The sequence below is a fragment of the Vreelandella neptunia genome, assembly GCF_000712975.1.
GTDB classification, from domain to species: domain Bacteria; phylum Pseudomonadota; class Gammaproteobacteria; order Pseudomonadales; family Halomonadaceae; genus Vreelandella; species Vreelandella qaidamensis.
This window is the reverse complement of sequence record NZ_JHQL01000002.1, coordinates 412,612-426,638: the sequence shown is the minus strand read 5'-3', so window position 1 is coordinate 426,638 and position 14,027 is coordinate 412,612. Positions and strand designations below refer to the sequence as shown.

General features: G+C 52.5%; 14 protein-coding genes. 5 read left to right on the top strand and 9 right to left on the bottom strand.

The features are described 5' to 3' along the window. Window positions 1–82: 82 nt before the first annotated feature. Entirely contained in the window at window positions 83–439 is a 357-nt protein-coding gene (locus tag CR46_RS0106655) for an accessory factor UbiK family protein (RefSeq protein WP_030071140.1), read from the bottom strand. 347 nt (window positions 440–786) lie between these two features. Between CR46_RS0106655 and CR46_RS0106650 the strand changes: the two genes are divergently transcribed. From CR46_RS0106650 to glnK, 3 genes are all read left to right on the top strand, one after another. Then, window positions 787–1,125: a P-II family nitrogen regulator gene (locus tag CR46_RS0106650; RefSeq protein WP_007112359.1), complete on the top strand. Its 339-nt coding sequence runs from the start codon at window positions 787–789 to the stop codon at window positions 1,123–1,125. Window positions 1,126–1,184: 59 nt separating this feature from the next. Next, window positions 1,185–2,432: an ammonium transporter gene (locus CR46_RS0106645; RefSeq protein WP_030071135.1), complete on the top strand. Its 1,248-nt coding sequence runs from the start codon at window positions 1,185–1,187 to the stop codon at window positions 2,430–2,432. A gap of 201 nt (window positions 2,433–2,633) precedes the next feature. After that, window positions 2,634–2,972 carry a P-II family nitrogen regulator gene (gene glnK / locus CR46_RS0106640; protein WP_009098335.1) on the top strand — a complete coding sequence of 113 codons (339 nt, stop codon included), beginning with the start codon at window positions 2,634–2,636 and terminating at the stop codon, window positions 2,970–2,972. A 120-nt stretch (window positions 2,973–3,092) separates the two neighbouring features. On the opposite strand, the gene CR46_RS0106635 is transcribed toward glnK, so the two are convergent. Beyond that, a complete protein-coding gene (locus tag CR46_RS0106635) occupies window positions 3,093–3,869 on the bottom strand; it encodes a ferredoxin--NADP reductase (RefSeq protein ID WP_030071131.1) in 777 nt (258 codons plus the stop codon). 184 nt (window positions 3,870–4,053) lie between these two features. Here CR46_RS0106635 and CR46_RS0106630 point away from each other — a divergent pair, with 184 nt between their 5' ends. Further along, the gene (locus CR46_RS0106630) at window positions 4,054–4,980 is read left to right on the top strand and encodes a LysR family transcriptional regulator (RefSeq protein WP_030071129.1); all 927 of its coding nucleotides are present in this window, start codon (window positions 4,054–4,056) and stop codon (window positions 4,978–4,980) included. Between the two features lie 70 nt (window positions 4,981–5,050). Here the strand turns inward: CR46_RS0106630 and CR46_RS0106625 are convergent, their stop codons facing one another. From CR46_RS0106625 to CR46_RS0106615, 3 genes are all read right to left on the bottom strand, one after another. Continuing rightward, window positions 5,051–7,165 (bottom strand): methyl-accepting chemotaxis protein, encoded by a 2,115-nt coding sequence (locus CR46_RS0106625; protein WP_030071126.1) that lies wholly within the window; start codon window positions 7,163–7,165, stop codon window positions 5,051–5,053. Window positions 7,166–7,175: 10 nt separating this feature from the next. Next, a complete protein-coding gene (locus CR46_RS0106620) occupies window positions 7,176–9,047 on the bottom strand; it encodes a methyl-accepting chemotaxis protein (RefSeq protein ID WP_030071125.1) in 1,872 nt (623 codons plus the stop codon). Window positions 9,048–9,165: 118 nt separating this feature from the next. After that, window positions 9,166–9,597, bottom strand: a complete 432-nt coding sequence (locus tag CR46_RS0106615; RefSeq protein WP_030071122.1) for a host attachment protein — start codon at window positions 9,595–9,597, stop codon at window positions 9,166–9,168. 101 nt (window positions 9,598–9,698) lie between these two features. Here CR46_RS0106615 and CR46_RS0106610 point away from each other — a divergent pair, with 101 nt between their 5' ends. After that, window positions 9,699–10,292 (top strand): histidine phosphatase family protein, encoded by a 594-nt coding sequence (locus CR46_RS0106610; RefSeq protein ID WP_030071120.1) that lies wholly within the window; start codon window positions 9,699–9,701, stop codon window positions 10,290–10,292. Here CR46_RS0106610 and CR46_RS0106605 read toward each other — a convergent pair. From CR46_RS0106605 to CR46_RS0106590, 4 genes are all read right to left on the bottom strand, one after another. Then, window positions 10,289–10,684, bottom strand: coding sequence for a RidA family protein (locus CR46_RS0106605; RefSeq protein ID WP_030071118.1), 396 nt, complete (start codon window positions 10,682–10,684; stop codon window positions 10,289–10,291). The genes CR46_RS0106610 and CR46_RS0106605 overlap by 4 nt on opposite strands. A 102-nt stretch (window positions 10,685–10,786) precedes the next feature. Then, a complete protein-coding gene (locus CR46_RS0106600) occupies window positions 10,787–11,515 on the bottom strand; it encodes an amino acid ABC transporter ATP-binding protein (protein ID WP_009723183.1) in 729 nt (242 codons plus the stop codon). 85 nt (window positions 11,516–11,600) lie between these two features. Continuing rightward, entirely contained in the window at window positions 11,601–12,701 is a 1,101-nt protein-coding gene (locus CR46_RS0106595; protein WP_030071115.1) for an amino acid ABC transporter permease, read from the bottom strand. A gap of 21 nt (window positions 12,702–12,722) precedes the next feature. Continuing rightward, the gene (locus CR46_RS0106590) at window positions 12,723–13,913 is read right to left on the bottom strand and encodes an amino acid ABC transporter permease (RefSeq protein ID WP_030071114.1); all 1,191 of its coding nucleotides are present in this window, start codon (window positions 13,911–13,913) and stop codon (window positions 12,723–12,725) included. Between the last annotated feature and the right edge of the window lie 114 nt (window positions 13,914–14,027).

The window sequence follows — 14,027 nt, the reverse complement described above, 5'->3', positions numbered from 1 at the left end:
GACTGTGAGTGATGGTGATGGTGGCTAAATAGATAAAGAAGCCAGCAGCTGGTATCTCTCACCGCTGGCGAACGGATGTTGCTTACTTTGGAGTATCCGTTTTAGGAGGCTCGGTACTGTTAGCACTAGTACCTTGTGGTTGAACGGGCGCTGGTGGTGCTTCTGCTTCAACAGGGGTGTTGCTTGTAGACGTAGAGGCTTCCACTGCTGCCTCAAGGCTGGCTACCTGCCGCTCCAGCGCTTCAACGCGTGAGCGCGTGCGCTGTAGTACATCCATCAAAATATCAAAGTCTTCCCGTGACACCAGTTCCAGCCGGTCAAAGGCACCGCGTACCACCTGCTGTACGCCCTTTTGAATGTCTTCTGGGGCTTGGGATGCGTTTTGCAGACGATCCCCGATTTGCTGGGCTAAACGGCTAATGCGATCTTGAGGCGCCATCGCTCTCTCCTTAAATGTCCACGCATAAATGTGCACTGCTTATTAATAAGGATACGCAACCCGTCGCCAATACGCATGCGTCGTTTGCAATTTAGCCTCAGTCCTTTCGCAATTGGGCTGCTGCATCGAAATGAAGCGTCTCGCTTTTGTTAATGTTCTTTTATGGTGCAAGCAGCTAATGGCAAATGCTGCTATGCCTGACCCTCCGTTAGATAATTTTAAATTATGTGAAACAACCTGCTGACTTTTAAGCAAAAAAAATTGAGTGGCACGGTATGCGCATTGACGAGGTAAGTACTTAACTCGGGCGGCGCTGCCGCTACCTAATCCAGCAGGGGAGATCCGGGATGAAACTCATCACCGCTATCATCAAGCCATTCAAGCTTGACGACGTTCGTGAAGCGCTCGCCGATAACGGCGTTCAGGGCATTACGGTTACTGAAGTCAAAGGCTTTGGCCGTCAAAAAGGGCATACCGAGCTTTACCGTGGCGCGGAGTATGTGGTCGATTTCCTACCTAAAGTAAAAGTAGAGGTTGCTGTCGATGATGCGCGCTTGGAGAGCGTTCTCGATGCCATTTGCAGCGCAGCTAACAGTGGCAAAATTGGCGACGGCAAGGTGTTTGTAACGCCATTAGAAGATGTGATCCGTATTCGTACCGGTGAGCGCGGCGCAGACGCTGTGTGATCAACACTTTCCGGACTGTTTTTACGTATAACTTCTCTTAGTACAACGGGGAACACCTCATGAATGAGTTAGCTGATTTGAGCTATGCGCTCGATACGTTTTACTTCTTAATTTGCGGCGTGCTCGTAATGTGGATGGCCGCTGGCTTCTCGATGCTTGAAGCGGGTTTGGTGCGTTCAAAAAATACCGCCGAGATTTTGACCAAAAATATCGCGCTGTTTGCGATTGCCTGCACCATGTACTTACTGGTGGGTTACTACATTATGTATTCCAGCAGCGCAGGTGGCTTCTTACCTAACCTTGGCTTCCTGATCGGCACTGAAAATAGCGTTGATGCGGTGACGGCTGGTGGTGACGATGCACCTTATTACTCCATGCGCTCTGACTTTTTCTTCCAGGTAGTGTTTGTCGCAACCGCCATGTCGATTGTGTCGGGTGCGGTTGCCGAGCGTATGAAACTGTGGGCATTTCTAGCTTTCGCCGTGGTGATGACAGCCTTTATCTACCCAGTATCTGGTTACTGGACATGGGGCGGCGGCTGGTTGTCTGAAGTGGGTTACTCTGACTATGCGGGTTCCGGCATTGTTCACTTAGCTGGTGCAGCCGCTGCCTTAGCTGGTGTCTTAGTGCTTGGCCCACGTAAAGGTAAGTACGGTAAAGATGGCTCGATCCATGCGATTCCAGGCGCAAATATGCCGCTGGCGACCCTGGGTACCTTCATTCTGTGGATGGGCTGGTTCGGTTTCAACGGTGGCTCTGAGCTGAAAATGTCTGATATCAGCTCTGCTAACAACGTTGCTCAAGTATTTGTGAACACCAACGCAGCCGCTGCGGGTGGCGTTCTAGCGGCACTGATTCTTGCCAAGCTGTGGTTCCGTAAAGCTGACCTTACTATGGCACTGAACGGCGCGTTAGCAGGTCTAGTGGCGATTACCGCTGATCCGCTGTCTCCTTCTGCACTGGGCGCTGCTGTGATTGGTGCTGTGGGTGGTGTGATCGTCGTCGCCTCTATTGTCACGTTGGACAAGCTGAAACTTGATGATCCAGTGGGTGCAATCTCGGTACACGGTGTTGTGGGTATCTGGGGTGTATTAGCAGTGCCGCTGACCAATGGTGATGCTTCTTTCGGTGCACAGCTGATTGGTATCGTCGGTATCTTTGGCTGGGTATTCGTGGCAAGTCTTGTGGTTTGGCTGGTACTGAAAGCCATCATGGGAATTCGCGTTAGCGAAGAAGAAGAGTATGAAGGTGTCGATATCGCCGAGTGTGGTCTTGAAGCTTACCCTGAGTTTAGTGTTAAGAAATAAGCCTGCGCTAATGAAGTGAGCTGGCGTGTTCTTTCGGCCTCCCTATAGGGAGGCCTTTTTGTTTTAGTGTATTCTTACAATCCATGGCGTTGATTTTTTATTCTCTGCCGGTAGCGGTGTATGCTTAACGCTAACGGGCTTGGCTAACAGCAGTGTCCCGCCACCCTTTGATAAAAGGCCACCAAGCTAGAGGATGTCGCAATGAAATTGATCTCAGCCATTATCAAGCCGTTTAAGCTTGATGACGTACGCGAATCGCTCTCTGATATCGGCGTGCAGGGCATTACGGTAACGGAAGTGAAGGGCTTTGGCCGTCAGAAAGGCCATACTGAGCTATACCGTGGCGCAGAGTACGTGGTGGATTTTCTGCCCAAGGTGAAATTAGAAGTAGCCGTTGATGACGATATGGCCGAGCAGGTGATTGATGCCATCACTCAAGTGGCAAACACCGGTAAGATTGGTGACGGTAAAATCTTTGTAATGCCACTGGAGCAGGTAATCCGTATTCGTACTGGTGAAACCGGTAAAGACGCGGTTTAACCGCGACAGGCCTAGCTGCCTAACGTTACCAAAACGCCCCGCTAAATGGTGTTGTTTAGCGGGGCGTTGTTATTAGTTGGCGGTCGCTTACCTAGCCGCCAATTTCTTGCTTGTTACTGCTTACTTTTCAACAAAGGCGCGCTCAATCACGTAGTCGCCCGGCTCGCCCATGCGCGGGGAAATATTCAAGCCCAGCTCGTCTAGCAGTGCGCTAGTGTCGTCGAGCATGGCGGGGCTACCGCAAATCATCGCGCGGTCTTGGCGTGGGTCAATCGGCGGAAGACCGGTATCTTCAAACAGCTTGCCGCTGCGAATGTGGTCGGTCAGGCGCCCCATGGTGTGAAACTCTTCACGGGTAACCGTGGGGTAGTACACCAGTTTCTCGGCAATGTCATCGCCCAGATATTCGTGCGCAGGTAACTCTTTGGTAATGAAGTCGGCGTAAGCCAGCTCAGACACTTCGCGCACGCCATGTATCAGCACCACTTTTTCAAAGCGCTCGTACACTTCAGGGTCTTGGATCAGACTCATAAATGGTGCGAGGCCTGTGCCGGTGGAAAGCATATAAAGGTTGCGGCCCGGTAGCAGGTCATCGCATACCAGCGTGCCGGTAGGCTTACGGCTGACCATAATTTGGTCGCCAACTTTTAGATGCTGCAAGCGCGAGGTAAGCGGGCCATCGGGTACTTTGATGCTGAAAAATTCTAGATGGTCTTCGTAATTGGGGCTGGCAATGGAGTAAGCACGCATCAACGGTTTACCGTTGACTTCCAAGCCGATCATAACAAACTGGCCGTTTTTGAAGCGCAGACTGCGTTCACGGGTAGTGCGAAAGCTGAACAGAGTGTCGTTCCAGTGGTGAACGCTGAGAACTTCTTCCAAGGCAAACTTGCTCATGCTGACTCCTCCAATGGGCAGAGTGGCGTAAGCCTCGTCTGCCATATTCTAAAAAAGTATAAAAAATGGCTAAATATGTTGCCTATGATTATAAATAAAGAGAGGGTTATCTGTTAAGCAAATTATACTGATAACCCTTATCTAAAAAATAGATATAAATGCCGAATCAAGATAGGTCGCTGCTATGCATTACACCTTGCGCCAGTTAGAAGTCTTTGTAGCCGTCGCCCAACACGAAAGTGTTTCTCAGGCGGCGCGTGCCCTTGCTATGTCTCAATCTGCCACCAGCACAGCGCTGGCGGAGCTTGAGCGTCAATTTGACTGCCAACTGCTTGACCGCATTGGCAAGCGTCTAAAACTCAATGCGTTGGGCTTTCAGCTGTTGCCTAAAGCGGTTGCCTTGCTGGATAGGGCGGAAGAAGTGGAAGAGTTGTTGCGAGGCCAGCAAGGGGTGGGCGCGTTGGAGGTGGGGGCAACGCTGACTATAGGTAATTATTTAGCGACTTTATTGATTAGTGATTTTATGCAGCGCTATCCCGGTAGTCGGGTGCGCTTAGCGGTGCGTAATACGCGCCACATTATTGAGAGTGTGCGCCAGCACTCGCTTGATTTAGGGTTGATTGAAGGCCAGTGCGACGACGATATGATTATCAGCCAGCCCTGGGTAGAGGATGAGCTGTGTGTGTTTTGCTCACCGCGCCATCCGTTGGCAGGGCGTGAACACTTGGAGTTGGAACAACTGCTGCGAGAAGATTGGATAATGCGCGAGGAGGGTTCTGGCACTCGCATGACCCTTGAGCATGCCGCGCGGCATCGGCGTAGCCGGTTTAATACCCTGCTGGAGCTTGAACATACCGAGGGCATTAAGCGGGCGGTAGAGTCGGGCCTGGGCATTGGCTGCGTTTCCAGGCTCGCGCTGCGTGATGCTTTCCGGCGTGGCAGCTTAGTGCCGCTGCCAACACCGGAGTTAGACTTAAAACGTCAGTTCACCTTTATTTGGCACCGTCACAAGTATCTCACCACCGGCGTGCGCGAGTTCTTGCGGCTTTGCCGTGAGATGACGGCGGGTGCCAAGCGCAGTGATGACATCCCTTTACCGCCGATCCCCTAGGCCAGGTGTTATACCGCTTAATATCAACGTGGCCTAATGGATCTGTTTTACTATCCCTCGTTGGGGTTGATTAGTACTGTCGCGCAGGCGTTGGCGCAGGCAGGGTGGGTTGATCCTGGCGACTACTATTCGCTTCGAGTATGAAGCCGCCTACCAATGCATCGAGCCGCTCAGCCTGATCTTTTAGCTGTTCGGCAGCAGTGGTGGACTCTTCCACCAGGGCCGCGTTTTGCTGAGTCATCTGATCAAGGTCGGTGACGGCAATGCTTACCTGGCTGATGCCATCATTTTGTTCCCTCGCTGCCGTGCTGATATCGCCAAGCATTTGGGTCACTCGCGTTACGCTTTGGGCTAACTCATGCATCGCTGCTTCTGCATCGCGCACCATTTGAGTGCCGCTTTCTACCTTACCTGCCGAGGCATTGATGCGTTGACGGATGTCTTTGGCGGCATCACTGCTGCGAGAGGCCAGTTGCCTGACTTCATCCGCCACGACGGCAAACCCACGGCCATGCTCCCCAGCACGAGCTGCTTCTACAGAGGCGTTTAGCGCTAGCAGATTGGTTTGGAAAGCGATGCCATCAATAACGCTGACAATACTCTGAATTTCATCAGAATTAGTGCGAATATCGGTCATCGTAGCGACCACCTGCTCAAATGCACTATCTGTTCGGGCTGCTAATTCAGAGGCGGTTTGTGAGAGCCCGCTGGCCTCCTGAGAAGCGTGGGTGGTGTGACCAACGGTACTGCTGATCTCTTCCATGGCAGAAGATGTCTGTTGCAGGCTGGCGGCGGCCTGTTCGGTACGCCGTGAAAGGTCGTGCCCCCCTTGGGTAATCTCATTGGCCGCGTGGTTGACTGCTTCGCTGCTGCGTCGGACATCCAGCAAAATGGCTTGGATTTTCTCTGCGAAGGCATTGAACTGTGTTGCTACAGCTGCACTTTCATCGCGGCCATGAACCGGCAAACGTTGGGTCAGGTCGCCATGTCCCGTGGCGATCTCTTCCATACGATTAGCCAAGCGCTTAAGGGGACGTGCGATGCGTCCACCAATCCACCACAGTGCGGCAACACCAATGGCTGCCAACAGCAGCCCCACCAGCGTCATGCCCAGGGTGTTTTGTTGACGCTGTTCACTGAGCACATCTTGCAAGGCGTTCAGCTCGGCCAATACCACTGATTCAGGCAGCTGTAGTACCAGCACCCAGGGCTGATCAGTGTCGCCAAGGGTGATCGGCTGATAGCGCTGAAGCATACCGTCCGCCATACTGCTTTGGAGACTCCCCTGAGTAGCGGCTTGTTCAATACCTGCCAACAGAGTGGCATTTAGGGAGTCGCTAGCGTGTGCCCCCAGGGAGTCCTGGTTAGCGGTATCGGCAACTAAACCGCCACGCCCTGCCACTAGTGTCATCCGTCCTGCGCCGTTGTAAAGCGCTTGATTAGCATCGCTTAACAGGGTTTGAATAAAGTTAAGCGCTAAATCAACCCCTGCGATTCCGCGAAATTCGCCATCCACCAAGATCGGTGCGTTGAACGAGGTGACTAGCTGGGTCTCGCCGCCAAAGTCGTACGCTGCCGGGTCAATAATACAGGCGGTCAAGGTTTCACGCGGACACAGGTAGTACTCTCCTTCACGCACGCCGCTGGCCAGACGCGTCTCGCTTTCCATGTCGTCACCTAACGGGAGTATGGCTAACTCACCCTCTTCCGTGCGGTACCACCAGGGCATAAAGCGGCCGCTGCCGTCATGACCGTAGCGCTCGTCACCCGCGTAGCGTGCGTCGTCTCCAAAGGCATTGGGTTCCCAGCCAATATAGGCATCCAAAAGTTCAGGGTTATCAGCAACTGTTTGCCGTACTAAGTTGGAGAGCTGTCGGCGGCTTAAGTACAGCGCACGCTGGCCTTCTGCGTCTTCTACGCCCATTAACGCGTTGGTCGTGGCGAGCTGCTTGGCTAGCGTCATCGCTTTATCCAGCTCGCGTTGAATGCGTCGTCCCTCGGCATCGGCAATCGCATTTAAGCGGGCATCCAGCGCGCTGTTCATGAGTTCACTGGTATGCTCATCCACGGTTTGCTGGGTATGAGTGGCGGCGATCAGGTTATACACCACCAGTGCAGCCACAATGGCTAGCAGGCAGGGGCCTGCCAGTGCCACGACAAAAGAGCGTAACGAGCGAAAATGCATAGCATATTCCTTAGGCAATATGGCGATGTTGGCTGGCAGACGCTTGATAGGGCACCTGGAGAGCCGGTGTAGTGGCATGCGACAGCTTAAAGCTGCTGATCGTCCCCGAGAGATGCTCAGCTTGCTCTTTTAGCTGTTCGGCAGCGGTCGTGGACTCTTCCACCATTGCAGCGTTTTCTTGGGTCATACGGTCAAGCTCAGCAACCGCAATGTTGACTTGGTTAATGCCATCGCTCTGCTCGCTGGTGGCCGCGTTAATTTCGGCAAGTACCTCCGTCACGCGGGTAATATGGGCCACGATATCCTGCATCGTTGCACCTGCGTTGCGCACCAGCGAGGTGCCTTTATTGACTTTGGTTTGCGAATCCTCAATCAGTTTTTGGATATCATTGGCTGCTTCGCTACTGCGCCCTGCTAGCTTACGTACTTCATCAGCAACGACTGCAAAACCTCGGCCATGTTCACCTGCTCGGGCAGCTTCTACCGAAGCGTTAAGTGCCAGCAGGTTGGTTTGAAACGAAATGCTGTTCATTAATGTGACAATGTCGCCAATTTTATCGGAAGCATGGGTAATGTCTTCCATCGTGGTAACGACATTTGCCACCACTTGACCACCTTCTTTCGCGACGTTTGACGCCTCATTGGAAAGTTGGTTGGCTTCCTGCGCAGAGGCAGCGGTGTGCTGAACCGTGCTGGTGATTTGCTCAACCGATGCAGACGTTTGCTGCAGGCTAGACGCAGCGTTATCGGTGCGGCGCGATAAATCCTGACCGCCCATGGCAATTTCATTAGCCGCATGGTGAACAGCTTCACTGCTTGTGCGTACATCAATCAATACGGCTTCCATTTTGCCAACAAAGCTGTTGAAAGCGCTGGCAATTTGGGTCACTTCATCGTTGCCTTCTTCCGGCAGGCGCTGGGTTAAATCACCTTCTCCGGAAGCAATGTTATCCATTGCATTACGCACGCCTAGCAAGCGGCGAAGCAGTAGGGAAAGTAGTAGGCTAAATACCACTGCGGTAATGGCGGCGACGACGAGCAGGGTAATGATCGAGGTTGTCGCGATGGCACGCAGACCAGCGGTCGCTTCGTATTCATCAAGCGCTACCACCAGCTGCCAGCCACTGCTGCCGCCAACGGTACTTCCCATTAGCAGCTTGGCACTGTCTTGTAGTTCAAGCGCTTGGGGCTCTTCGGCTTGGATAATCTGAGCCAGACTGTCGTTGGTAAGATCGCTGCTCAATACTGAAGAGGGCTCAAGCGTTAGTTGAGCGTCAGGATGCGCTACAAGCGTGCCATCTTCCGTCGTCAAAAAGCCAAAGCTTGAAGGTGTCGGGGCAATGCTGGCGACAATTTCAATAACGTCTTCTATTGTAATATCAGCACCAATGACAGCAGCGAGCTGACCATTACGATAAAAAGGGCGAGCAAAGGTAACGACTAATCCACCGGTTTGAGCGTCCACATAAGGGGCTGTGATAATGGTGTCTTGTGCTTTTGCAGCAGCCTCGTACCACGGCCGTTGGCGTGGGTCGTAATCACTAGGTGGTTGCCAGCCGTCAGAGAAAACCGCGTCAGATGTGGAAGGATAGGCCAGATAAGAGGTTAAAAAGTTGCCAGAGTTAGCCAGCTGGCGCAGAGCGACAAGAGGGTCGCTACTGCTTGCCGCATCTTCCATGCTAGCCAGCATTGTATAACGGGCGTTAAACCACTCATTAATTGCTTGGGTGTTACCATCGACAACAGCATTGAGGTTTCTGCTTACTTGCTGAGTGTTATGGAATTTTACAGTGGTGTAGCTAGCGATGCCGTTAATAATCAGAGCTAACACAATAGCGGTCAGGGCGGCTAATAAAATGCGTGCGCGTAGGGAGGAAAACATGGTCGCTCTCAACTTCGTCAGGGGATCAGACGACTATCGGCGAGAGCGACAACTTCTTTAGCTGAAATTTAGTTGAAAAGCATCCTATTCAGAAAAAGAACGAGTGACGGTGAAAACGTTAGCGTAAGTCGCTTACGGCATGTTGAATATCGGCAAGAGAGGCTTTGCTCAAATCCTTTGAAAGCGTATGAATGACCAGCTTTTGGGTGGTGTTGTCGAGTTTTTCACGCAGCAAACCAAGAAATTTAGGCGGCGCAACCATGATGAGTTTTTCCATGCTGTTATCGACCCGTGCCCCATATAAGCGCTTGGCAACTTCCTTGGCAAACAGCTCATTTTCATGGTGTGAGGCAGCGCCTTCCTCTCCTGATGAGCGCGACGACGTTGACGTGGATTCATGGACATCGGCACCGCGGCGGTCAGTAATTAAGTCGCCTTCATGCAGCCTGCCTGCTGCGTGTACAAGGCTTTCATGTTCAGCAAGTTGTAATGCATCACGAGTAAAAATGCGTGCACGAGCGGCGTCAGCTACCACAATATAGGTGGTCATCGTCGTACGTCCTCCTTGTCGTTAGTTACTCTCTAACCATGGCAAGCGTTTGGCATTTGGTCAAACATCCATGATTCAGGGAAAAAATTAATAGGGAAAAAATGTCGGCAGAATCTTCTAAGCCACTTTGCTTTTGGCGAAACCGTTATCTTTTGATGCGTCATGGTCACAGCCAAGCGAATGAACGGGGGCTCATTATTAGTTCACCTGAGCGTGGTCTATACGATTTTGGCTTGTCACCTTTGGGGGAAAAGCAACTATTGGCTGTTGCTCAGCAGTGGCGGTGGCCGACGCCTACCAAGGTGGTGCACTCGGACTTTCTGCGAACCACACAAACTGCTGAAAGAGTCGCCAGTGTGTTTGATTTAACGCTGGAAAAAGAGGAGCGTCTGCGTGAACGCTACTTCGGTGAATTCGATGGCCAAGCGGATCGCTATTATCCTGATGTATGGGCGCTAGACGCCCAGGATGCTGAGCATCAACAGCACCAGGTGGAGCCAGTTAGCAAGGTGGCTGCGAGGATGTGCGCAGTGATTAATGAGCTAGAACGCCGCTGTGAAGGCGAAACAGTGCTAGTGGTTAGTCATGGCGACCCGTTACAAATACTACTCACGGCGCTCGCCGATAGGCCGCTGGCGCAACACCGTGAACAGTTAGCCCTGCAGCCTGCCAGTATTACCCTGCTGGGTGATTAGTCGGTTTTTGGCGCGGGAGGAATCCAAGCAATCATATCTACTTCGACATCGGCACCACCGGCAAGGCCTGTCACCCCAATACAGGTGCGGGTTGGCAGAGGTTGCTTGAAGTAGCTGGCGTACACGCGATTAACCTCGTCAAAATGGCCCATGTTGGTAATAAAGACCCGTGACTGCACGACATATTTAAAGTCGCTGCCCACTTCTTCTAACACGATCGCTAGGTTTTGCATCACGCGGTGGGTTTGTTCGGTAAATGTCCCCAGCAGCATTTCGTTGGTTTCAGGTACGGTGGGCATTTGGCCGGTAATAAATACTAAATCGCCCACTCGGCAAGCGTGCGAAAAGGGGGCAATCGGCTGTGGCGCACGATCAATAAATAGCTTTTCCATTTTGAATGGTCTCTCTTGTGCCGGTGAGTCGGCGTCGCTAGCGATAAACTAAAGATAAAAATGGGCCTACGCTGAGGCCCATCGTCTTATCAGTCGCTTTACTTAGTGCCCTAGAATCTGGCTTAAGAATAGCTGGGTACGTTCTGACTGCGGGTTATTGAAGAACGGCTCGGGGGCGTTTTCTTCGATGATTTGCCCTTGGTCCATAAAAATCACCCGGTCAGCGACGGTTTTGGCAAAGCCCATTTCATGGGTCACACACAGCATGGTCATGCCTTCATTGGCCAGTTCAACCATAACGTCGAGTACTTCCTTGATCATTTCTGGGTCAAGGGCCGAGGTGGGTTCATCGAACAGCATGACATCAGGGTGCATGCACAGCGAACGGGCTATGGCTACCCGCTGCTGCTGGCCGCCGGAAAGCTGACCTGGGTACTTAAGTGCCTGCTCGGCAATACGTACCCGCTCTAAGTACTGCATGGCCATTTCTTCTGCCTCGCGGCGCGGCTTTTTTTGCACCCACATGGGTGCGATACAGCAGTTTTCCAGCACCGTTAAGTGGGGGAAGAGATTAAAGTGCTGGAATACCATGCCCACGCTACGGCGGATTTGCTCAATACGCTTAACGTCTTGGGTAAGCGGTACACCGCCTACCACGATATCGCCTTGCTGATGCTCTTCTAGGTGGTTGATACAGCGAATCAACGTAGATTTGCCCGAGCCTGAGGGCCCGCAAATAACAATACGCTCACCGCGCTTTACTTCCAGATCGATATCGCGCAGCACGTGGAAATCGCCGTACCATTTGTTAACGCCGCGCATTTCAACCATCAGGTCAGAAGTACGAGTATCAGAGATGTTGGTGGCTGCTTGAGTCATGTCTTTATCCTGCTAAAAATCGTTAATAAAAGCGGCGTTAGCGCTTATGGCCGGTGTGCAGCTTGCGTTCTAAATACTGGCTATAGCGCGACATGCTGAAACAGAAGATCCAGAACATGAAGGCGGCAAACACATAGCCTTCCAGCGAGAAGCCAAGCCAGCGTGAGTCGGCCAGCGCCGCTTGCACGATCCCCAATAGGTCAAATAGCCCGATGATCATGACCAGGGTGGTGTCTTTAAACAGCGAAATGAAGGTATTCACGATGCCGGGAATCATCATTTTCAGCGCCTGAGGAAGCACAATCAGTCCCATCCGCTTCCAGTAGGTCATGCCTAGCGCAGCCGCCGCTTCTTCCTGGCCTTTTGGGATGGCCTGCAACCCCCCACGAATAACCTCGGCCATGTAAGCGCTTTGGAACAGTGTTAAGCCAATCAGCGCCCGTACCAGTCGGTCGACGCTCATATCAGAGGGTAGGAAAAGCGGCAACATTACCGAGGCCATGAACAGTACGGTAATCAGTGGCACACCGCGCCAGAACTCGATAAATACGACGCAGAAGCTTTTGACAATGGGCATGTTAGAGCGTCGTCCCAGCGCCAGTACAATACCGATTGGCAGCGCGCCCACCATGCCGACCGTCGCTAGCAGCAGGGTCAGCATTAAGCCGCCCCAGCGATGCGTAGGCACGCGCGGCATGTCAAAGTAGCCGCCGTGTAGCAGCACATAAGCAACAATGGGGAAACCGACAAGAGCGAATACCGCCACCCAGCGCTTGAAAGGCAGGCGAGGTATTGCAAGCCATGCTATTAGCGTAAAGAAACCCGCAAAGACAATGTTGGCGCGCCAAATTTCCTCACGGGGATACAAACCATAAATGAACTGGGTAAAGCGGGCGTTAATGAAGACCCAGCACGCTCCTTCTCTAGAGCAGTCATCCCGGGTAGTGCCTATCCAGTCAGCATTGATAAACGCCCATTGAACGGTGGGAACTACCAGCAAATACAGTATGTAAAGCCCGATTAGGGTAAAGAGGGTATTGATCGGGCCATTGAACAGATTGGCACGTAGCCAGGCAACCGCCCCTACAGAGCTACTGGGGGCTGGCCGCTCTTTAATGATTGTTTGATTATGGATCATGTAAACATCCTCACCGTCGGCCTAGCGTTCAACCAGTGCCACTCGGGCGTTGAACCAGTTCATAAACATGGACACCAGCAGGCTGATGGTTAGGTAGACCGCCATGGTCATTGCAATGACTTCAATAGCTTGGCCGGTCTGGTTCAGCGTGGTGCCTGCAAACACCGAGACAAGGTCGGGATAACCGATGGCGGTGGCCAGCGACGAGTTCTTGATCAAGTTCAGGTACTGGCTGGTCAACGGCGGAATAATGACGCGCAGCGCCTGCGGGATCACCACCAAACGGAGTACTAGGTTACGTGGCAGGCTGAGCGCCTGGGCAGCTTCCGTTTGCCCGTGCGAGATTGCCTGAATACCTGAGCGAACAATTTCAGCAATAAATGAGGCGGTATAAATCGACAGTGCCAGCCAAAGCGCGAGGAACTCAGGAATAACGGTAATACCGCCCCGGAAATTAAAGCCGCGTAGTTCCGGCATTTCCCAGGTCACCGGCACACCGGTAGCGACGAGTACTAACAGCGGTAAACCAAAAATAAGTACAAACGAGATCCAGTAAGCCGGCAGACGTTTACCTGTGGCTTCATGGCGGCGTTTATTCCATACCACCAGCGCAATACTGGCAATGATGGCGACGAGGAAGGTCAGAGGAATTAAGCCAAAGCCAGATTCAAACAAGGGTTGGGGTAAATACAGCCCGCGCACGTTAAGAAAAATTGCTTCGCCGAATGCCATGCTATCTCTGGCGCTCGGCAACGTGCGTAGCACGGCAAAGTACCAGAAGAAGATTTGCAGTAGCAGCGGAATATTACGGAAGGTTTCGATATAGGCGGTGGCTAAACGCGCCAGCAGCCAGTTAGGTGACAGGCGAGCAATACCCACAATAAAGCCGATGATCGTAGCGGCTAGTACCCCTAGTCCACCGACTAACAGTGTATTCAGCAAGCCAACTAGGAAAGTGCGGCCATAAGTGCTCTGAGAGGAGTAGTCGATCAGACTCTGTACAATCCCAAAGCCTGCGGTGTTGCCTAAGAAACCAAACCCAGTGGTGATGCCACGTGCGGATAAGTTGTCTTGGACATTACCGACAATGTAAAGCAAAAAGGCTGCTACAGCAGCGACAAGAAGTAGCTGGAAGATAAGCGCACGTTTGGCACGGTCTCGCCAGAACGGCGGCTTGTGGCCAGCGGGGCGAGTGTTAGGACTTACGGACATGGAAGGCGTCTCCGCGATACGGACGGTCAATCAAATGGCCCGCCTAGCCCCTGGGGATAGGTACCTGAGAAATGCAGTAACTATCTGAAAAGGGCGGCGGGCCGGGGTCAAGCG